We start from the raw sequence: 20321 nt of genomic DNA on the forward strand, positions 1-20321 counted from the left end.
GTCAATCAATTGTCCCGGCAAGAAGAAGTTCGGATTTCCTACTCCATCGTACCATATTTTCTGTTTTTCTGATAACGTAGAGACAGAAAATGAACAAAGGTGATGAGATCATTGGCTTATGATGGATTAATGACATATCGTGTCGTACAAGAATTACAATCGCTCGTCGGAGGGCGAATCAACAAAGTACATCAACCGTATTCTCTCGATTTGATGCTCCAAATTCGTTCGAACCGACAGAACGCGCAACTACTCATATCAGCAAACGCGATGTATGCCCGTCTTCAATTGACGGATACACCGATTAAAAATCCGCAAGAACCGCCGATGTTCTGCATGATGCTACGAAAACATGTAGAAGGCGGATTTATCACGGCGGTCGAACAAATCGGTCGTGACCGTGTCATCGTCATCTCCGTCCGCTCTCGAAACGAGCTCGGTGATGAAGAATCGAAAAAAGTCTACATCGAGTTGATGGGACGTCACTCGAACGTCGTCTTAACGACTGAAGACGGGAAAATTTTAGATGCGATCAAACACCTCCCGCCTTCGCAAAACACGTATCGAACAATCATGCCGGGTAGTGAATACCTCCTCCCGCCAGAACAACATAAGTTCGACCCGTTGTCTGATTTGACGGAAGGATTGAAGCGCATCGACTGGAATGCCGGCAAATTGGACAAGCAGATCGTCGCCACGTTCGCTGGGGTCAGCCCTCAAATCGCTCAAGAAGTCGTGCACCTCGCGAAGATGCCGAATCGTGAATCGATTCAGCAAGCGTTCGAGAACGTATTGCGTCAGCTTGAAGGACCTTATGTGTTCCAACAACTCGCTTCTGGAAAGGAACGTTTCGCCCCAATCGTATTGACGGCAGGAGAAATTGTATCCGAGGAAACATATGCATCGAGTAAAGAAGTGCTCGACCGTTTCTTCTATGAGAAAGCGAACCGTGACCGCGTCAGACAACAAGCCCACGATGTGGAGCGTCTCTTGAAATCCGAACTCGAGAAGAACTTGTTGAAGCGCCGCCGTCTCTTAGAGGACTTAAAGGCGACAGAACGAGCGGACGAGTTACAAAAGTTTGGCGAGCTGTTGACGACGTACTTGTTCCAGCTTGAAAAAGGGATGCGTGTCGCTGAAGTCGTCGATTACTACGATGAAGAGGGTGCGACCATCTCGATTCCGCTCGACCCGCTCAAAACGCCGAACGAGAATGCGCAACAATATTATAAGAAGTACAACAAATTAAAAGTTGCTAAAGTCGAAGTGAAAAAACAACTCGAATTAAACGACGCGGAAATCGACTATTTGGAGACGCTCACCGCCCAGCTCGATGTCGCCTCTCCATCCGACCTACTCGAGATTCGGGAAGAGCTCGCCGAAGAAGGATACATCCGTCAAAAACGTCAAAAGAAAAAAGCGAATCCAAAGATTTCGCTTGAAGCGTACACGTCTTCGACGGGAACGGAATTCTTCGTCGGGAAGAATAATACCCAAAACGACCATCTGACGTTCAAGTTCGCACGCCGTGATGAGATTTGGCTACACGTCAAAGACATCCCGGGTTCTCACGTCATCATTCGTTCCACGGACCCCGATGAGACGACGCTTCTTGAAGCCGCATCGGTCGCTGCCTACTTCTCGAAAGCACGCGCATCGAGCGGTGTGCCTGTCGATTATACGCGCGCCCGCTACGTGAAAAAACCAAGCGGTGCCAAACCCGGGTTTGTCATCTATACGGATCAACAGACCGTCTACGTGACACCGGATGAGCAATTGATGAAGTCGCTGAAACAGTCATAAACGAAACCCGCCATGTTCTGATGGCGGGTTTTTAGTAAGGAAACAACTTGATTTACGCTTTCGGGTCATGCTTAAACGCTTCGAGCTGTTCATGATAATCGAGCAAATGCCCGTGTAAAATTTCTGAAACGGATAAATCTTCGTGCGGCAACCTAAAGAGCGAATACGGTTTATCACACGTATAGAGAATATCATGATGGTGCGCGAGCAAATATAAGAACTCCGATTCGAACGCCTGACGTTCTTCCTCACTCATGAGTAAGAAGGCTTCCCGATGCTCGGCTAGACTTTCTAGCAACAAGACGAGCTTGTCTTCGAGATGAATGAGCAAGCGATACTGCTTGATTGTCATATACTTCAATTTCACGTTCGTCACTTTCATATCCTCTTGAAGCATCATATGCAGCTCCTGATGACCGAGGATGCGGGCACGCGTCTCTAACAGTTCCGCCGGGGAACCGACGAGTTCACGCCAATGGTGAAACAAATAAGATGAAGTCTTTCTGACCTCGCTCAACAAACGATCTTCATACCGCGGTGGCAAGAACGCATAGTTCACACCGAGTGAGACGAATACACCGACTGCCGTCAACAATGAGCGTGTCCATGCATAATGGAAGAAATCCGAAGTCGGGTTTTCTAACATCATGACGATGGCGAACGCCGCGTACGTCGACATGTGTGTCTTATCGAATGTCGTATTGAGCGTGAGCGACACGATGACCGCTAGACCAATGGAGATGGGATTGACGCCGAATAAATAGACGATGAACAACCCACACATGAGACCGACGACCGTTCCGAATATTCGACTGAACACGATTTTAGACGAGCGCTTGACGGTCGGTTGCATCGCCACGACGGCTGCAATCGCACCCATTCCAGAATAAATTCCGAATACATACCACGAGATTGCGACGGTGATTGATACGGCAATCCCGGTCTTTAACGTACGAAGCCCGATTTTCGGGATGTAGCGTTTTCCATTCATTTCAGTTCGACCTTTCCTGTCTCAGAAATCAACTCAACGACAGGTCGATTCGATGTCGACAACTGATAGACACCTGGTTCGACTTCTTTGTAACGGTCGCTACTAGAAATTTTCCCAGCCGTCGTCACGTTCACTTGCCCTGTCGCATGTTTTGGCGCATAACTAAGCGTTCCTGCCTCCGTTTGAACCGTCATCGCCTGGTTCACGACGACGTCTGTGATGGTCGCATGACGATAAGAACGGATATCTCCCGTTACGAGACGTGCGGATTCGATTGTCGTATCACTCTTCGTCTCAATTCGCAGACGATCACTATCAATTTGCTTCAAATTGACAGCGTTCGCATTCATCACAATCGTTTTCACGTTTAACCCTTGCCCGGTCACTTGTTCAGCCCCGAGATGAACCGAGGTCATCGAACTCGGTAAGGCAACGCGAAGCTTATAGCGGGACGGTTCATCACTGGCCCGACTGCCGAAATAGCTGAACCATCCATACCGCTCGACGACATAGATGGTATCGCCGACCGATTTGACTTTGATACGTCGTTCTTTCGAATTGGTCTGCACCACTTCGATTTGTACTTTTTCATTTGTACTACGCACGAACTCGACATTCCCATGATACGTCTCAAGTCGTAACTTCTTCATTTGGTATCGATCTTCATACTGGTCCCCTAACGCCAACAAATGGCTGAATACGAATAAATTCACGAGAAAGAGCGTTGGGATGACCGTCAAGACGAGACCGAAGGCGATTTTACGATGTTTCGGGATTGCCCGGAATCGTGCGCTCCATGTTTTTTCTTTGCTTCTTGAATACGCCATATGCCTCTCCTTCTTGGTTCACTTTCATCAGTTTACCATGAAGTATGACATATGCCGAATTGAAAAAGAATCCGCCCGAAGGTGGATTCTTAAGACGTGACGAGGTCGCTCCAGGCGCGAGGATCTTGTTGCCACTCGCGAAGAGAGTGAATCTCTGATTTGGTTAAGTTCCCTGTCGATTCCGCAACCTCGACCAATTCAGGGAATGTCGTCAATGAAGTGGCACTGAGATTTGCATCCGCTAAATTCTTCTCTAAAATCGGCAATCCGTAAGAGAAGATGGCTTGAATGCCAATAACCTCACCACCCGCTTCACGAATCGCATGGGCTGCCTCGATACTCGACATACCTGTCGACAACAGATCTTCGATGACAAGCACGCGTGCTCCACCGTCGAGTTTCCCCTCGATTTGATTCCCTTTCCCATGTCCTTTCGCACTCGAGCGGACGTAAATGAATGGAAGACCGAGACGGTCGGCAAGTAAAGCGCCGTGAGGAATACCGGCTGTGGCCGTTCCTGCAATGACATCGAATTCTGTTGATCCGACTGCGTCCACCAATCCATCGATGATTATGTTACGGATATCGGGATAACTGAGCGTCAATCGGTTGTCACAATAGATTGGGCTTCTCAACCCGCTCGACCATGTATATGGCTCCGTCGGTGATAATGTGACGGCTTTGATTCGTAATAAGGCTTCAGCGATTTGTTTCATATGATTGTCCCCATTCCATCATAAATTGTTCATACATGGCTAACGGATCATTTGCGCGTGTGATCGGGCGACCGACGACGATCGCGTGGACACCGGCCAGTCTCGCTTCACGAGGCGTCGCGACACGTACTTGGTCGTCATCGGTTTGACCGAGTCGAATCCCAGGTGTGACCGTCATAAATGCGTCACCGAGTTCCTGATGAATCATCTTCGCTTCCTGAACAGATGCGACGACACCATCAAGTCCCGCCTGCTTAGCGAGCGATGCCTGACGGATGACGGCTTGGTCGAGGCGACCCGGAATCCCGAGCTCCGTCTGCATCATCTGTTCATCCGTGGATGTCAATTGGGTGACACCGATCAAACGGGTCGTGTCATTTTCTTGGCGAAGCCCATCCAACGCATAGCGCATCATCTTTTCACCGCCTAGCGTATGCACGTTCGTCATCGCGACTCCAAGCTTTCCGATTTGACGCATCGTGCGACGTGCCGTCTCTGGAATATCATGTACTTTCACATCGAGAAAGACCGGATATCCGCGGTCGACCAACTCTTCGACAAAGCGTCCACCTTCCCGATAAAACAGTTCCATCCCCACTTTGACAGCAGGACGGTCCGGGAACGGTTTTAATAAATGAAGCGCCTCATCGCGTGTCTCCACGTCAAGGGCGAGATACAAGTTGTGCATATGCTTTCCCCCTCACGTCCAATATATGATCGATTCCAAGTGAATCGAGTCGTGCCGGTAATGCCTCGATGATTTCTTGACATACGTATGGATTTTCAAAGTTTGCGGTACCGACTGCAACGGCGGACGCTCCCGCATAGATGAATTCAATCACGTCGTCGACCGTTCGAACGCCGCCCATGGCGATGATTGGAATATCGACCGCTTGCGCGACTTCATATACCATCCGGACCGCCACCGGTTTAATGGCCGGGCCTGATAATCCGCCGATTCGATTCGCCAAGATCGGTTGCCCGGTCTGGATATCGATTCGCATCCCGACGAGCGTATTGATCATCGTCAAGCCGTCCGCCCCAGCCGCTTCGACTGCACGCGCCATGTCAGTGATCGACGTGACGTTCGGGGACAGCTTCACATAAACCGGCTTACTTGAAGCCGCTTTGACGAGTCTCGTCAATTCCGCAGCCATCACAGGATCCGTCCCGAACTGCATCCCCCCACACTTCACATTCGGACATGAGATGTTCAGCTCGATGGCTTTGATGGTCGGATCCGCACTGATGCGACGTGCGACTTCCACGTATTCGTCTGGCGTCGACCCGGCGACGTTGGCGATAATCTCTGTATCGAAAGTGGAGAGGAACGGCAATTTCTCTTCGATGATTGCATCGACCCCTGGATTTTGAAGGCCGATCGCATTGAGCATCCCTTGCGCCGTCTCTGCGACACGTGGCGTCGCATTTCCGAATCGTGACTCTTCTGTCGCTGCCTTGATCATGATGCCGCCTAAGATGGATAGGTCATACAGTTTGGCAAACTCTTCCCCGAATCCGAAACATCCGGAAGCCGGGATGATCGGATTTTTCAACTGGAGTCCTGGTAACTCGACATGTAATCTCATAACAGCACCTCTTCCGCATTGAATACCGGTCCATCGCTACATACTTTCACATAGCCTTCCGATGCTTTGCAGACGCAAGCAAAGCAAGCGCCAATGCCACAACCCATTCGATTTTCAATCGAGATGTAACGCTCAGGAATCGGTGAAGCGGCGACCGCCTTCAACATCGGTTCCGGACCACAGCTGAATAACACGTCCGCATCGATGCGTGCGAGTGGTCCCGTCACAAATCCGCGTTCCCCGTGGCTCCCGTCAACGGTCGTGATAATCGTTTCCCCGAGCTCTTGAAATGCTTCTTCATAAAAGACGCTCTCTTTTGAATCAAACCCAAGTATCGCAATCGTCTCAATCCCCATCTCATGTAGACGACGTCTGACGTAGTAAAGCGGAGGTACCCCGATTCCACCACCGACAAGGACAATCCGTTTCCCATGTTGTGCGAGCGGAAAGCCGTTTCCGAGCGGTCCGAGGACGTCAAGCGTGTCCCCGACACGCTTGTTTGCCAACTCGAAAGTCCCTTCTCCGATCACCTTATATAAAAATGTGACTTCTTCTCCTTCAACGTTCGCCACCGACAACGGTCGACGTAACAAGCCGGACGTCTTGATGTGAAAGAACGTCCCAGGGGCGACTTCCACCCCAGGGCAACGTACTTTCATCTCCATCGTCGCTTTTGCGATTTGGCGATTGCTGATGATGGTTACGTCACGTCTCATACCATCACCCCGAACTTCGTGAATGCTGGAATGCTGACCGTTTGGAATGACAGACTTTCAATGACTTGTAATAGCGCTTCGACCGTGTCTAGCGACGTGAGGCACACTGTGCCTTGCTCGGCGGCTGTACGGCGAATCAAGAAGCCGTCTTTCGTCACAAGCGCGTCGCGACTCGTCGTATTGATGATCAAGTCGACTTCCCCGCGTTCGATCACGCTGAGCATCGTCTCACCTGATTCTTGAATCTTCCCGACCCGACGGACGCGCATCTGCTCCGCTTCTAGTCCATCTGCCGTACCGCTCGTCGCCATGAGACGGAAGCCGAGACGGTCAAATCGTTTGGCTAAGGCAATCGCCTCATCCTTGTCGTGATCTGCGATTGTCATGAGGACGTTTCCTTTTAAGGCGATGTTCATTCCAGCTGCGACAAGACCTTTATAGAGTGCCTTTTCAAGAGTCCGGTCTGTTGCCATGACTTCCCCTGTCGATTTCATCTCAGGTCCAAGCGACGGATCGACTTCTTTTAATTTCGCGAAAGAGAAGACCGGCACTTTGACAGAGATGCTCTCTGACTCGGGATGGATGCCTGTTCCAAGACCAAGTTCTTTCAAGCTCGTTCCGAGAATTGTTTGCGTCGCAATTCGTGCGACCGGTAAACCTGTCACTTTTGAGATGAACGGAACCGTTCGGCTCGCACGCGGGTTTACTTCGATGACATACAAATCATCTGCATAGACGAACTGGATGTTCAGAAGCCCTTTGATGCGGAACGCTTTCGCCAACTTGATCGTGTAGTCGACGACTTTTTGCTTCAGCGCTTCACTGAGACGTTGTGGTGGATATACTGCGATCGAGTCACCAGAGTGTACACCGGCACGTTCGATATGCTCCATGATGCCTGGGATATAGACGTCCGTCCCGTCACAAATCGCGTCGACTTCAATCTCAATTCCCGTTAAATAGCGGTCGATGAGAACCGGACGATCTTTCGAGGCGATGACGGCGTTTCGCATGTAACGCTCGAGCTCTGACTGTTCATAGACAATCTCCATCGCCCGTCCCCCGAGGACGTAAGATGGTCGGACGAGTACCGGGTAACCGAGTTCATTCGCACATGCAACCGCCTCTTCGACGTTCGTCGCTGTCTTCCCTGGTGGTTGGGCCAATCGTTCAGCTGACAAGGTTGCCTCGAACGCCTTCCGGTCTTCGGCGCGATCGATGTCTTCTAATGACGTCCCGAGAATCTTCACGCCGTTCGCTTCGAGCGATGCCGCCAAGTTGATGGCGGTCTGTCCACCGAATTGAACGATGACGCCGAGCGGATTCTCGTTATCGATGACTTCTAACACATCTTCCGTCGTCAACGGCTCGAAGTACAGGCGATCGGAGATGGAGAAGTCTGTCGAGACCGTCTCTGGGTTGTTGTTGATGATGATGGCTTCATATCCGGCGTCACGAATCGTCTGAATGGAATGAACGGTCGCATAGTCAAACTCGACACCTTGACCGATTCGAATCGGACCTGATCCGAGGACGAGGATCGATGGACGGTCTGTCTTCACCGCTTCGTTCTCCACTTCATAGGTCCCGTAGAAATATGGCGTCTCCGATGCGAATTCCGCCGCACACGTATCGACCATCTTATACACAGGGCGGATGTTCCATCCGTGACGTTGCGCACGAATCGTCTCAACGTCTGTCTCAAGGATTCGGGCGATGGCGACGTCACTGAAGCCGAGTCGCTTCACGTCGAGCAAACGCTCTGACGTCAATGGCTCCGATGCAAGTTGTTGCTCGGTCTGCCAAATATGGTTCAGTTTGTGTAAGTAGAAACGATCGATTTTCGTCAATTGATGAAGCGTTTCTACCGTGTATCCGCGGCGAAGAGCCTCATATACCATGAACAAGCGCTCGTCTGTCGGGTGAACGAGACCGTGCTCGAGCTGTTCTGTGCTCAAGTCCTTAAGTTGCGGGAGATATAATTCCTCCATCCCAAGTTCGAGCGAGCGCACGGCTTTTAAAAGCGCCTCTTCTAAGTTTCGACCGATGGCCATGACTTCACCCGTCGCTTTCATTTGTGTGCCTAAGCGGCGATCCGCGGACTCAAACTTATCGAAAGCGAAACGAGGGATTTTGGCAACGACATAATCAAGTGCCGGCTCGAATGATGCGTAGCTCGTCTCGGTGACCGGGTTTTTTAATTCTGACAACTTATAGCCGACAGCGACTTTTGCAGCGAGTTTGGCGATCGGATAGCCTGTCGCTTTTGATGCGAGCGCCGAGCTTCGTGAAACACGTGGGTTCACTTCGATGACGTAGTATGTGAAGCTATCTGGGTCGAGAGCGAACTGGATGTTACATCCTCCTTCAATCCCGAGTGCCCGGATGATGTCGAGCGAGACGCTACGAAGCATCTGATAATCGCGGTCCGATAACGTCTGAGTCGGTGCGAATACGATTGAGTCTCCTGTATGGACACCTACTGGGTCAAAGTTTTCCATCGCACAGACGATGATGGCCTGGTCGCTTGAGTCACGCATCACCTCAAATTCGACTTCTTTCATCCCGGCAATCGACTTCTCTAACAACACTTGCGTCACTGGACTCGCCTTTAAACCAGATTCGACGATTTGCTCGAACGATTCACGGTCATGGGCAATCCCTCCACCGGTTCCGCCGAGCGTGTAAGCAGGTCGAATGATGATCGGATATCCGATACGCTCTGCAAATCCCCAAGCAGAATCGAGCGTATGAACGATTTCACTCTCAGGAACGCCATGCCCGAGCTCGAACATGAGGTTACGGAACTGCTCACGGTCTTCAGCTTGTACGATGGCGGCTAGATTCGTTCCGAGTAATTCTACCCCACAATCGCGTAATACTCCCCGCTTATCGAGTTCAAACGCCAAGTTCAATCCTGTTTGGCCACCGAGTGTCGCGAGTAGCGCATCGGGGCGTTCTTGGCGAATGATCCGCTCGACGAATTCGGGTTCGAGCGGTTCGATATACACGCGATCCGCTGTCGTTGGGTCCGTCATGATCGTCGCCGGGTTCGAGTTGACGAGAATGACCTCGTAGCCTTCTTCTTTCAAGGCAAGACATGCCTGTGTACCAGCATAATCAAATTCTGCTGCTTGTCCGATCACAATCGGTCCTGATCCGATCACAAGGATTTTCTGAATATCTGGTCGTTTTGGCATGTCAAATTCCCACTTTCTGTTTGTTTTCTTGAACGAGTTGCATGAAACGGTCAAATAAATCGTTGGCGTCATATGGTCCTGGTGCTGCTTCCGGGTGATACTGTACCGAGAATGTCGGATGATGCAGATGTTTCACTCCTTCGATCGTTCCGTCGTTGACCGCACGATGTGTCACGATGAGCGCTGTATCGAGTAACGATGCCTCTTCTACTGCGTATCCATGGTTTTGAGATGTAATCGTCACGGCGCCTGTCTCCAATTCAAGGACAGGATGGTTCGCTCCACGGTGTCCGAACGGAAGTTTGAATGTGTTCGCCCCGTTCGCGAGCGCGATCAGTTGATGACCGAGACAAATCCCGAACATCGGTGTCGTCGGCATGAGTTGTTGAATGAGTGGAATCGCTGTCGGGACGTCTTTCGGATCCCCCGGTCCGTTCGACAACATGATGCCATCTGGCTCGTACCGCAACACGTCTTCTGCCGTAGTGTCATGTGGGAAGACGATGACTTCACAGTCCCGCTTCATCAACTCGCGCATGATGCCAAGTTTGGCCCCAAAGTCGATCAACGCGATCCGTGGCCCCGTACCAGTACTTACATACGTCCGTTTCGTCGAGACGCGTGCGACTTGGTCGTTCGGAGACAGTTCGTTAAAGCGAGACTGTACTTCGTCCCATGTCAACTCACCATCAACGAGGACACCTCGCATGACACCTTGTGCCCGTAAGTGACGTGTCAACATGCGCGTATCGATATCGGATAACCCTGGGATGCCGAAGCGAGTAAGCGTTGCATCTAGCGTCGCCGTGGAACGGAAGTTCGACGGTGTGTCGCAAGCCTCTTTTACAATCAATGCTTTTGCCATCGGAACTGTCGTTTCGAAGTCTTCACGATTGACACCGTAGTTTCCGATCAACGGGTTCGTCAGCACGATCATCTGGTCGCAATACGACGGATCCGACAAAATTTCTTGATAACCGGTCATACCTGTTTGGAAGACGACTTCCCCAATCGTATCCGCTGGTGCCCCGAATCCTTTACCGACAAATTTCATTCCATCCTCAAGCCATAATGTTCGTTTCATCAAATCGCCCCTTATATACAATTTCGCCACCGACCATCGTCATGACCGGCCATCCGACAAGTTGTTTCCCCGTAAACGGTGTGTTCTTTCCTTTTGAATAGAACGTCGACGGATCCACCACGCGCGTCTTATCTGTATCGATCAGTACCAAATCGGCATCCGCCCCAACTTTCAGTTCACCTCTTGATAATCCAAATACGTCGCTCGGACGCTTCGTCATCCAGTCGATTAACTGATGTTCTTTCATGATGCCCGTCTTCACGAACGTCGTGTACAGAAGCGGGAACGCTGTCTCAAATCCGGTAATCCCGAACGGTGCACGCTCGATGCCTTGCGCTTTCTCCTCTGCCGTATGTGGGGCATGGTCTGTCGCAATCATGTCAATCGTTCCATCGAATAATCCTTCAAGAAGCGCCTGTCGATCGTCCTCGCTTCGGAGCGGAGGATTCATCTTGAAGTTGGCATCGAGCCCTGGGATATCGTCTTCGCTCAAGACGAGGTGGTGAGGAGTCACTTCTGCCGTCACTTGAATACCTGCCCGCTTCGCATCTCGGATGACACGGACCGATTGCCGCGATGAGACGTGACACACGTGATAATGACAGCCCGTTTCTTCGGCGATCAGCACATCTCGGGCGATATGGATACTTTCTGCAAGACTTGGAATCCCTTGAATCCCGTGCGCTTCACTGAACTTCCCTTCGTGGACCGACCCTGCTTTTAGCGTATTGTCTTCACAGTGTGCGACGACGGCCTTGTTCAACCGTTTCGCTTCACGCATCGCTTGTCGCATCATCGCCGCTGATTGAACACCGACCCCGTCATCGGTGAAGGCGAATGTATCTGATAGAGATTCCATATCGACCTGTTCTTCACCGAGCTGTCGCTTCGTGATGGAAGCGTATGGAAGGACACGGACGATTGCATCTTGCTCAATCTTTTGAAGGAGCGCGTCCATCGTGACGCGATCGTCTGGTACCGGTCGCGTGTTCGGCATCGAACAGATTGTCGTGAATCCACCCGCCGCTGCCGCCATCGTTCCCGTTTTGATCGTTTCTTTCGCTTCGCCTCCCGGCTCACGCAAGTGGACGTGAACATCGACAAGTCCTGGTGCGAGTAGGTAGTCTGTCGCATCGATGACTTCTTCCCCGGCTGTCGACCCGTTATAATCGAGCGATTCGATTTTTCCGTCTTTCAAGAGGATGTTTGTCGTGCGTTTTGTCCCGTTGTCATACCATGTCGCGTGTTGAAGTATCATTGTTGTCCTCCTAATGCTCGATTTAAGATGCTCATGCGTGCATAGACGCCGTTCTTCATTTGCGGGAAGATGCGTGACCGTTCATGTTCGATCAGACTGCCCGCAATCTCGACATCCCGATTGACCGGTGCCGGATGCATGATGATGGCCCCTTCTTTCATCCGCTCGACTCGCTCGACCGTCAGTCCAAACTGCGTGTGATATTCCTCTTTCGAGAAAATGTCTCCCATGATATGACGCTCGTGCTGAACCCGTAACAGCATGATGACGTCACTTACTGCTAGCACACCATCAAGTTCTTTACGCTCAAGCCCCATCGAATCATCCCACCATGAGGCTGGGCTGCATCCGACGACGTTTGCCCCGAGACGCTTCAACACACTCGCATTCGATCGAGCGACGCGACTATGAACGAGGTCTCCACAGATGGCAACGTTTAATCCTTGGAACGTTCTGAACTCTTCAAAGATTGTGACGAGGTCGAGTAGTGATTGGGAAGGGTGTTCGCCACTCCCGTCGCCCCCATTGAGTACCGGGATATTCAACTTCTCAACGAGTTCATGATAGTATCCTGCTTCTGGATGTCGGATGACGAGTGCGTCAACTCCAATCGCTTCGAGCGTCTTGCATGTGTCGTACAGTGTCTCTCCCTTCGTGACCGATGACGTCGTCACATCAAACGGAATCTCTTGCATGTTCAAGTGTCGCTCGGCCATTTGAAACGAGTTTTTCGTACGCGTCGAGTTTTCAAAGAACAGGTTTGCGACCGTCTTCCCATCGAATAGTGGGGGTAGGTCCCCTTGCTTATAGCGCAATGACTCTTCAATCATGCCCATGATCTCATCGAGCGAGAGTGTGTCTAAGCTGACGAAGTGTTTGACTGGTTTGACATTCGTTTGCATCGTATTCATGTTCGTCTCCTCCTTTTGTTAGAGGCAAAGAGAAAAGGCGTCTCTTCACCGATGTGAAGGGACGCCTTCATTTGGGCAAGGTACACCCAAATAAACGAGCCTTCACTTTGCCGACCTCACGGGATCGAATTAAAAGTTACTTGCTTGTTTCGTTTCTTCAGTTGTGCTGACTTCCACGACCGTCTCGACTTCCTCTTTCGGTAAGATGGCGTTTAAAAGAATCCCGACGACCGTCGCGAGCGCCATCCCTTGTACAGGGAAGCTGCCGAGTTGAATCATCGCACCACCCAGCCCGATGACGAGGATGACCGATGAGATGATCAAGTTGCGTTTTTCTGCCAAATCGACGTTGCTCTCTACCATCGTCCGTAGTCCGTTCGACGCGATGACCCCGAATAAGAGAATCGAGATGCCACCTTTGACTGGATTCGGAATCGTTGAGATGAATGCCTCGATATGACCGAGGAATCCGAAGCTGATGGCCATGAGCGCCGCTCCAGCGATGACATAGACACTGTAGACGCGTGTGATGGCCATGACGCCGTTGTTCTCACCGTATGTCGTACATGGTGGACCACCGAGTGCGGAAGCGACTGCTTTCCCTACCCCGTCACCGAGTAGCGTGCGATGGAGGCCGGGATCTTTCATCGTCTCTCGTCCGATGATTTTAGATGTGACCATTTGATCGCCGATATGCTCGGTCATCGTGACGAGTGCGACCGGTACGATCGCGAGGAGTGCACCGACTTGCCACATTGGCATGTAGTCGACGAACACCATCGTGAAGTCAGGGAGTTGGAACAAGCTTGCTTGTTGAATTGGTGAGTAATCGATGATTCCGAATGCTGCGGCAATCCCGTAACCTCCGACGATTCCGAAAAGGATTGGAACCGCTCCCCAAACCCCTTTCAGTTTTGTCATGGCGAGCATCGTGATTCCAAGTGTCAGGAGTGCGATTGTCATGAACGTTCCATTATAAGCTCCGTCTTGATTCATCGACATGTCGATGGCGACCGGCGCGAGCGACAAACCGATGACCATGATGACCGGTCCGACGACGACTGGTGGGAGCAACCGGAGCAACCAATTGACGCCTGTCTTATAGATGATCAAGGAAACGACACCGTATACCGAGCCGGCAATGATTCCGCCGAACAGTGCCGCTTCGACACCCCATTGCTGACTGACCGCAATGATTGGGGCGATGTAGGCAAAACTTGAACCGAGGTATGTTGGGACTTTGAAGCGCGTAATCGCTAAGAATGAGAGCGTGGCCACTCCGGAAGCGACGAGGGCGACCGATGTATTCAATCCTGTTAAAATCGGGACTAAAATCGTCGCTCCGAACATGGCGAAGACGTGTTGAAGACTGAATAACAGCCATTGTGGAAAGTGAGCTGGACGCTCGTGGATGTGTAGAACGGGTTGTTTCATATTGAATTTCTCCTTCCTGGCCTCTCTGGACCACCTTAAAGGTTTTTAAGATTATTGCTGATTGATTGTCACTTCATCTGCCGTGTCGACTTCACTGAGTCGGACGACGACTTGCTCGGACTTCGATGTCGGAACGTTCTTCCCAATGAAATCAGGTCGAATCGGAAGCTCCCGATGTCCTCGGTCAATCAAGACCGCGAGTTGGATATAGTCTGGGCGACCATGGTCGACGAGTGCGTCCATTGCGGCACGGACCGTTCGACCGGTATATAGGACGTCGTCGACGAGGACGACGGTCTTACCATTAATATCATGCGGCAACTCCGTTGCCTTCACTTCTGGGTCTAACGACTTCTTCGATAAGTCGTCCCGGTAAAGCGTGATGTCGAGATTCCCGAGTGCGACCGGCTTGCCTTCAATCTCTTCGATGCGGCGCGCGAGTCGGTCAGCGAGCGTCTCACCTCTCGTCTTGATCCCGACGAGGACGACATCATCGATTCCTTTATTCCGCTCGATGATTTCATGAGCGATTCGTGTCAACGCTCGACGGATGGCTGATTCATCTAAAATGACTGACTGTTTCACGTCACTCCTCCTTTCATGCTTCATTCAAAAAAAGAAGACTCCCTCGTCCGACTGGAAAGGGAGTCTTCATCAAAAACGGCAGTCTGATGCCGGGTTGAATTGACGTTAGTGTGACCGCGGTCACAATCCTTTCACAGCCTCTCTGGACTGGGTTTAAAGGTGTTATGCTTCCTAGACTATAAATCGGAATGTGACAGAAGTCAACGAGTTTTCTCGATTTTATCTAACTTTGCAAGTTCTGCCTTAAAGTCTTCTGGAAGTGGTGCCTCAAATTCCATCCATTCTTTCGTACGTGGATGATGGAAACCGAGCGTCGCCGCATGTAGGGCTTGACCGCCTAATTCAATTGTCCGACGTGGTCCATATTTCGGGTCGCCTGCGAGCGGATGCCCGATATAGCGCATGTGCACACGGATTTGGTGTGTACGACCTGTCTCGAGTTTACACTCGACGAGCGTGAAGTCTTTGTAGCGCTCGAGCAAGCGGAAATGCGTCACCGCTTCTTTCGCGTTCTTGTCCGTCACGGTCATACGCTGACGGTCATTCGTATCGCGACCAATCGGTGCTTCAATCGTCCCGAGTTCGTGAACGAGTTCGCCGTGAACGAGCGCGATATATTCACGCTTGATCGTCTTGTCTTTCAATTGACTCGCAAGTGATTCATGAGCCAAGTCATTTTTAGCGACCATAAGGAGACCTGTCGTATCTTTGTCGATTCGATGCACGATTCCAGGGCGCTTGACGCCATTGATGCCTGAAAGGTCATCACAATGTCCGAGAAGTGCATTGACGAGCGTTCCAGACGTGTGACCGGCAGCAGGGTGAACGACCATCCCACGTGCTTTATTGACGACAATCATATCTTCATCTTCGAATACGATTTCAAGCGGAATGTGTTCAGGTAACACTTCGAGTTCCACCGCTTCCGGGACGTTCACTTCGATTTCATCGCCCACTTGGAGCTTATAGTTTGGTTTGACGGCACTGCCATTGACGAGAAGTGCCCCTGTCTTAATCCATTCTTGTACTTGTGAGCGTGACCATTCTCCACGGTCGCTCACCCACTTGTCGATCCTTGCCTTTTCATCGGCGACAAAAGTATAGGATTCCATTACGATTGTCCCCTTTCTTTGTGTAATTTTTCTTCAAATAAAATCCCGATGACCATCAAGATGACACCAAATGTGAGGGCCATATCGGCCACGTTAAAAATCGGGAAGTTGTAGCCAAACGGGTACGTATCGACAAAGTCGACGACTTCGCCACGGAACAAACGGTCGATAAAGTTACCGATCGCACCGGCCAGGAGCAATCCAACACTATAACCGAGAAGCTGATACCCGTTCACTTCTTTATGCAGGAAGTAAACAAGACCCGCAACAACGAGAATCGTGATGACGAAGAAGAACGCCATCTGTCCTTCTAACATCCCCCAAGCCGCTCCTTTATTGCGATAAGAGGTCCAGTATAACAAGTTCGGGATGACTTCAATCGATTGACCGATTGTCATCGTCTGAACGACCACCCATTTGGTGAGTTGATCGAGCAGAATCAAGATGACGGCCAAACCGTAATATCGTTTCATATGCGTCTCCTTTCAAGCCGTTAAGAAACCGGAGTGGGGACGCCACTCCGGTTCGTCTTAACCGATTACTGATGCACAGCGTGGGCAAAGCTCAGGATGCTCTTCGTTTTGTCCAAGCTCTGTCGAGTATGTCCAACAACGTGCACAAGCGGCACCATCTGCTTTCTTGACTGTGATTTTCGTCGTCGCATAATCGACGTCTGCCGTCTCAGCCCATTCTACTTGTGATACTTGAAGCAACTGACTGACGTTATCGATTGTTTCCAATAACGCGGCAGTCTCTGCTTTCGGTGCGAGAATCAATTTTGCCTCGAGCGGTTTCCCGATCAATTTCTCGCCACGTGCGATTTCGATCGCCTTGAGGACATCGTCACGGAAGACGAGGAATTTCGACCATTTCTCTAATAACGTTTGCTCGTCAGCAGTCAATGCATCCACTTCTTCTAGATCCGTCAAGAAGATGCTTGCTTCCGACTTCCCAGGAACCTCTTTCCACGCCTCATCGGCAGTGTGTGGAAGGACTGGAGCCAAGAGCTTCGTCAAAAGGACGACCGCATCGTACATGACCGTCTGAACGGCACGACGGCGGAGATCGTCTTCACGCTCGATATAAAGGATATCTTTTGTAAAGTCGAGATAGAACGATGACAACTCGTTAACGCAGAAGTTATGAACGAGATGATACACCGCCATGAAGTCAAACGTGTCATACGCTTTGACCACTTTTGCTTGGAGCTGTTTGAGTTTCGTTGCCATGAAGCGGTCTGCTTCTGGCATGTCATTGAATGCGACACGCATCGACGGATCAAACCCGTTCAAGTTTCCAAGAAGGAAACGGATTGTGTTACGCATCTTCCGGTATACTTCTGACACTTGTTTAAAGTTGTCGTGCGAAGCGCGAACGTCAGACTGATAGTCGACTGACGCGACCCAAAGGCGTACGATTTCAGCACCATATTGCTTCACGAGATCGTTTGGCGCAATCGTGTTACCGAGTGATTTCGACATCTTACGTCCATCCCCGTCAAGAACGAAACCGTGGCTCAAGACGTTTCGGTATGGCGCTTTGCCCGTCGTCGCAACAGCTGTTGAGAGTGACGAGTTGAACCAACCGCGGTATTGGTCAGATCCTTCAAGATAAAGGTCTGCCGGGCGACGAAGGTTTTCACGTTCCTCTAATACACCAGCGTGTGAAGAACCTGAATCGAACCAGACGTCCATGATGTCGAGTTCTTTACGGAATTCGCCGTTCGGGCTGTTCGGATGCGTGAATCCTTCAGGAAGAAGGTCTTTTGCTTCACGCTCATACCAGACGTTCGAGCCGTGCTCACGGAATAAGTTTGCGACGTGGTCGATCGTCTCGTTCGTGATGATTTCCGTTCCATCCTCTGCATAGAAGATTGGGATTGGCACGCCCCATGCACGTTGACGACTGATGACCCAGTCTCCACGGTCACGGACCATGTTGTAAAGACGTGTCATTCCCCATTCCGGAACCCAGTTCACTTCTTCGATTTCACGGAGCATATCTTCACGGAAATCTTTGATGGAAGCGAACCATTGCGGTGTCGCACGGAAGATGACCGGTTTTTTCGTACGCCAGTCATGCGGGTACGAGTGTTTGATGAACTTCAAGTTGAGCAAGTAGCCGTTCTCTTCAAGTTTCATCCCGATTTGTTTGTTCGCATCTTCATAGAACAACCCTTCAAAACCAGGCGCCTCAGCCGTCATATAACCACGGTCATCGACCGGGCAAAGAACGTCTAAGCCGTAAGCCTGACCGACACGATAGTCATCTTCCCCGTGCCCTGGAGCCGTGTGGACGAGTCCAGTCGCATCCGCTGTGACGTGGTCGCCGAGCATGACGAGTGACGTGCGGTCATACAACGGATGTTGGGCCGTCATATATTCAAAGTCGCGACCGTTCCATGAACCGCTCACAGTGTAATCAGTCCAGCCGAGCGCAGTCGTCACTTCTTCAACGAGCGTCTCTGCGACGATATAGCCTTTTCCTTCGTGTTCGATGCGCGTGTACGTCAACTCATCACTCACTGCGATCCCGAGGTTCGCCGGGATTGTCCAAGGCGTCGTCGTCCAGATGACGAAATGATCGTCAGACGTCAATGTGTCTTTTCCGTCTACGACGCGGAATGCCACGTAGATGGCCGGTGATTTTTTATCGTAATATTCGATTTCAGCTTCTGCGAGTGCAGACTCCGAAGACGGCGACCAGTAGACTGGTTTCTTTCCTTTGTAGATGTATCCTTTTTCAGCCATCGTCCCGAACAAGCGGATTTGTGCCGCTTCATATTCCGGAAGGAGCGTAATATATGGATTTTCAAAGTCTGCGAGAAGACCGAGACGTTTGAACTGTTCACGTTGCGAGTTCACTTGTTCCATCGCATATTCTGCACACTTTTCGCGGAATTCAGCGACCGTCATTTCTTTACGGTTGACGCCAGCTTTTTGAAGGGCGTTCTCGATTGGAAGACCGTGCGTATCCCAACCTGGAATCATTGGAGACTGGTATCCGTTCATCCCTTTGAAACGCACGATGATGTCTTTTAATACTTTGTTCATCGCATGTCCCATGTGGATGTCGCCGTTCGCATATGGAGGACCATCATGCAAGATGTATTGTGGTTTCCCTGCATTTTTTTCTTGCACCTTGTTGTAAAGGTCCATGTCTTCCCATTCTGTTTGCATCGCTGGTTCGCGTTTTGGTAAATTCCCACGCATTGCGAATTCTGTGTTTGGCATTAATAGCGTGTCTTTGTAGTTCATCGAAACTCCTCCATCAACATTTTTTAGAAAACAAAAAAAACCAACCCATCCCTGATAGGGACGAGTTGGTTGACTCGCGGTACCACCCTACTAGTCTCACGTTCGTGAGACCGCTCTCGGTAACCGATAACGAGGTCAGGCGGTCACGCTTACTCTGGTTCAGCGTGACGACTCATAGGGGATACCGATTCGAGTCTTTCTCTTAGGCTCTCACCGTCCCTAAGTCGCTTCGTAGGTATGACTCGATCGACGCGTCCTACTCAACGTGTTGATCATTTATCCATGTTGTTCTTCATTCTGTGTGACTTCGTGGTCATTATACGCAAGTTCTGATCTATCGTCAAGAACCGTCTGCACAGGCGGCTCCCCGACAATCGTCTCCCACTCGGTGCTGTTTAAGAGCTCCATTTGGGCGTCAACGAGGACACGGAAACGTGTGCGATACAACTCGACTTTTTTGAGCATTTGAACGACTTCACGTTCTGCAAGTTGTTCTTTACGGGCCGCTTCTTCTTCACGAGCGTACGCTTCACGTTCCGCTTGTTTCAAGATGAGGCTCGCTTCTTTTTGCGCGTTGTTCTTCACTTCTTCCGCTGCTTCCTGCGCGACGATGATCGACTTGTTCAATGTATCTTCCATCGAGGAGAAGTAGTCAATGCGAGCTTGCATATCGTTGACAAGTTCTTCATACCGTCGATTCTCACGAATCAATAGTTCAAACTCTTTAATGATTTGATCTAAAAATTCATTGACCTCATCGATGTCGTACCCACGAAAACGGGAAGAGAATTCTTTATTATGAATATCAATCGGTGTCAACGCCATTCGACTTTCCTCC

The 20321-nt window shown here is 50.6% G+C and carries 17 protein-coding genes and 1 other annotated feature; of the genes, 1 reads left to right on the forward strand and 16 read right to left on the reverse strand.

What is annotated here, in order from left to right; translation table 11 throughout:
- Positions 1–111 precede the first annotated feature (111 nt).
- Positions 112–1803: an Rqc2 family fibronectin-binding protein gene (locus PQI28_RS01125; RefSeq protein WP_339962349.1), complete on the forward strand. Its 1692-nt coding sequence runs from the start codon at positions 112–114 to the stop codon at positions 1801–1803.
- Between the two features lie 52 nt (positions 1804–1855).
- Here the strand turns inward: PQI28_RS01125 and PQI28_RS01130 are convergent, their stop codons facing one another.
- The 16 genes from PQI28_RS01130 to PQI28_RS01205 form a co-directional block, all read right to left on the reverse strand.
- A complete protein-coding gene (locus PQI28_RS01130; RefSeq protein ID WP_214783850.1) occupies positions 1856–2794 on the reverse strand; it encodes an FUSC family protein in 939 nt (312 codons plus the stop codon).
- Positions 2791–3621 (reverse strand): hypothetical protein, encoded by an 831-nt coding sequence (locus PQI28_RS01135; protein ID WP_214875376.1) that lies wholly within the window; start codon positions 3619–3621, stop codon positions 2791–2793. Before PQI28_RS01135 ends, PQI28_RS01130 begins: the two co-directional genes overlap by 4 nt.
- An 89-nt stretch (positions 3622–3710) precedes the next feature.
- A complete protein-coding gene (pyrE, locus tag PQI28_RS01140) occupies positions 3711–4337 on the reverse strand; it encodes an orotate phosphoribosyltransferase (protein WP_339962350.1) in 627 nt (208 codons plus the stop codon).
- The gene (gene pyrF, locus PQI28_RS01145) at positions 4321–5025 is read right to left on the reverse strand and encodes an orotidine-5'-phosphate decarboxylase (RefSeq protein WP_337873685.1); all 705 of its coding nucleotides are present in this window, start codon (positions 5023–5025) and stop codon (positions 4321–4323) included. The genes pyrE and pyrF overlap by 17 nt, the downstream gene beginning before the upstream one ends.
- The gene (locus PQI28_RS01150) at positions 5000–5926 is read right to left on the reverse strand and encodes a dihydroorotate dehydrogenase (RefSeq protein WP_339962351.1); all 927 of its coding nucleotides are present in this window, start codon (positions 5924–5926) and stop codon (positions 5000–5002) included. Before PQI28_RS01150 ends, pyrF begins: the two co-directional genes overlap by 26 nt.
- Entirely contained in the window at positions 5923–6642 is a 720-nt protein-coding gene (locus tag PQI28_RS01155) for a dihydroorotate dehydrogenase electron transfer subunit (protein ID WP_339962352.1), read from the reverse strand. The genes PQI28_RS01150 and PQI28_RS01155 overlap by 4 nt, the downstream gene beginning before the upstream one ends.
- Positions 6639–9842: a carbamoyl-phosphate synthase large subunit gene (gene carB / locus PQI28_RS01160; protein WP_339962354.1), complete on the reverse strand. Its 3204-nt coding sequence runs from the start codon at positions 9840–9842 to the stop codon at positions 6639–6641. The genes PQI28_RS01155 and carB overlap by 4 nt, the downstream gene beginning before the upstream one ends.
- Position 9843: 1 nt before the next feature.
- On the reverse strand, positions 9844–10926 hold the full coding sequence (locus PQI28_RS01165) for a carbamoyl phosphate synthase small subunit (protein WP_224860625.1): 1083 nt from the start codon (positions 10924–10926) through the stop codon (positions 9844–9846).
- Entirely contained in the window at positions 10904–12184 is a 1281-nt protein-coding gene (locus PQI28_RS01170; protein ID WP_339962355.1) for a dihydroorotase, read from the reverse strand. The genes PQI28_RS01165 and PQI28_RS01170 overlap by 23 nt, the downstream gene beginning before the upstream one ends.
- The gene (locus PQI28_RS01175; RefSeq protein ID WP_339962356.1) at positions 12181–13095 is read right to left on the reverse strand and encodes an aspartate carbamoyltransferase catalytic subunit; all 915 of its coding nucleotides are present in this window, start codon (positions 13093–13095) and stop codon (positions 12181–12183) included. Before PQI28_RS01175 ends, PQI28_RS01170 begins: the two co-directional genes overlap by 4 nt.
- A 129-nt stretch (positions 13096–13224) precedes the next feature.
- A complete protein-coding gene (locus PQI28_RS01180) occupies positions 13225–14529 on the reverse strand; it encodes a uracil-xanthine permease family protein (protein WP_214745565.1) in 1305 nt (434 codons plus the stop codon).
- Positions 14530–14580: 51 nt separating this feature from the next.
- Positions 14581–15114, reverse strand: a complete 534-nt coding sequence (gene pyrR / locus PQI28_RS01185) for a bifunctional pyr operon transcriptional regulator/uracil phosphoribosyltransferase PyrR (protein WP_214745568.1) — start codon at positions 15112–15114, stop codon at positions 14581–14583.
- A gap of 200 nt (positions 15115–15314) precedes the next feature.
- Positions 15315–16226: an RluA family pseudouridine synthase gene (locus PQI28_RS01190; RefSeq protein ID WP_214783880.1), complete on the reverse strand. Its 912-nt coding sequence runs from the start codon at positions 16224–16226 to the stop codon at positions 15315–15317.
- Positions 16226–16699, reverse strand: a complete 474-nt coding sequence (gene lspA, locus PQI28_RS01195; RefSeq protein WP_214875366.1) for a signal peptidase II — start codon at positions 16697–16699, stop codon at positions 16226–16228. The genes PQI28_RS01190 and lspA overlap by 1 nt, the downstream gene beginning before the upstream one ends.
- A gap of 57 nt (positions 16700–16756) precedes the next feature.
- A complete protein-coding gene (gene ileS / locus PQI28_RS01200) occupies positions 16757–19483 on the reverse strand; it encodes an isoleucine--tRNA ligase (protein ID WP_214691770.1) in 2727 nt (908 codons plus the stop codon).
- Between the two features lie 53 nt (positions 19484–19536).
- Positions 19537–19756: a binding site (T-box leader), on the reverse strand.
- Positions 19757–19759: 3 nt separating this feature from the next.
- Entirely contained in the window at positions 19760–20308 is a 549-nt protein-coding gene (locus tag PQI28_RS01205; protein WP_074034869.1) for a DivIVA domain-containing protein, read from the reverse strand.
- Between the last annotated feature and the right edge of the window lie 13 nt (positions 20309–20321).

This window comes from Exiguobacterium sp. USCH10 (assembly GCF_037619445.1).
Classification (GTDB): Bacteria; Bacillota; Bacilli; order Exiguobacteriales; family Exiguobacteriaceae; genus Exiguobacterium; species Exiguobacterium aestuarii_A.

Excerpts from the sequence above, each read along its gene's own strand:
- PQI28_RS01130 (WP_214783850.1), bottom strand. The coding sequence starts at position 2,794 with ATGAATGGAAAACGCTACATCCCGAAAATCGGGCTTCGTACGTTAAAG.
- PQI28_RS01135 (WP_214875376.1), bottom strand. The coding sequence starts at position 3,621 with ATGGCGTATTCAAGAAGCAAAGAAAAAACATGGAGCGCACGATTCCGG.
- pyrE (WP_339962350.1), bottom strand. The coding sequence starts at position 4,337 with ATGAAACAAATCGCTGAAGCCTTATTACGAATCAAAGCCGTCACATTA.
- pyrF (WP_337873685.1), bottom strand. The coding sequence starts at position 5,025 with ATGCACAACTTGTATCTCGCCCTTGACGTGGAGACACGCGATGAGGCG.
- PQI28_RS01150 (WP_339962351.1), bottom strand. The coding sequence starts at position 5,926 with ATGAGATTACATGTCGAGTTACCAGGACTCCAGTTGAAAAATCCGATC.
- PQI28_RS01155 (WP_339962352.1), bottom strand. The coding sequence starts at position 6,642 with ATGAGACGTGACGTAACCATCATCAGCAATCGCCAAATCGCAAAAGCG.
- carB (WP_339962354.1), bottom strand. The coding sequence starts at position 9,842 with ATGCCAAAACGACCAGATATTCAGAAAATCCTTGTGATCGGATCAGGA.
- PQI28_RS01165 (WP_224860625.1), bottom strand. The coding sequence starts at position 10,926 with ATGAAACGAACATTATGGCTTGAGGATGGAATGAAATTTGTCGGTAAA.
- PQI28_RS01170 (WP_339962355.1), bottom strand. The coding sequence starts at position 12,184 with ATGATACTTCAACACGCGACATGGTATGACAACGGGACAAAACGCACG.
- PQI28_RS01175 (WP_339962356.1), bottom strand. The coding sequence starts at position 13,095 with ATGAATACGATGCAAACGAATGTCAAACCAGTCAAACACTTCGTCAGC.
- PQI28_RS01180 (WP_214745565.1), bottom strand. The coding sequence starts at position 14,529 with ATGAAACAACCCGTTCTACACATCCACGAGCGTCCAGCTCACTTTCCA.
- PQI28_RS01190 (WP_214783880.1), bottom strand. The coding sequence starts at position 16,226 with ATGGAATCCTATACTTTTGTCGCCGATGAAAAGGCAAGGATCGACAAG.
- lspA (WP_214875366.1), bottom strand. The coding sequence starts at position 16,699 with ATGAAACGATATTACGGTTTGGCCGTCATCTTGATTCTGCTCGATCAA.
- ileS (WP_214691770.1), bottom strand. The coding sequence starts at position 19,483 with ATGAACTACAAAGACACGCTATTAATGCCAAACACAGAATTCGCAATG.
- PQI28_RS01205 (WP_074034869.1), bottom strand. The coding sequence starts at position 20,308 with ATGGCGTTGACACCGATTGATATTCATAATAAAGAATTCTCTTCCCGT.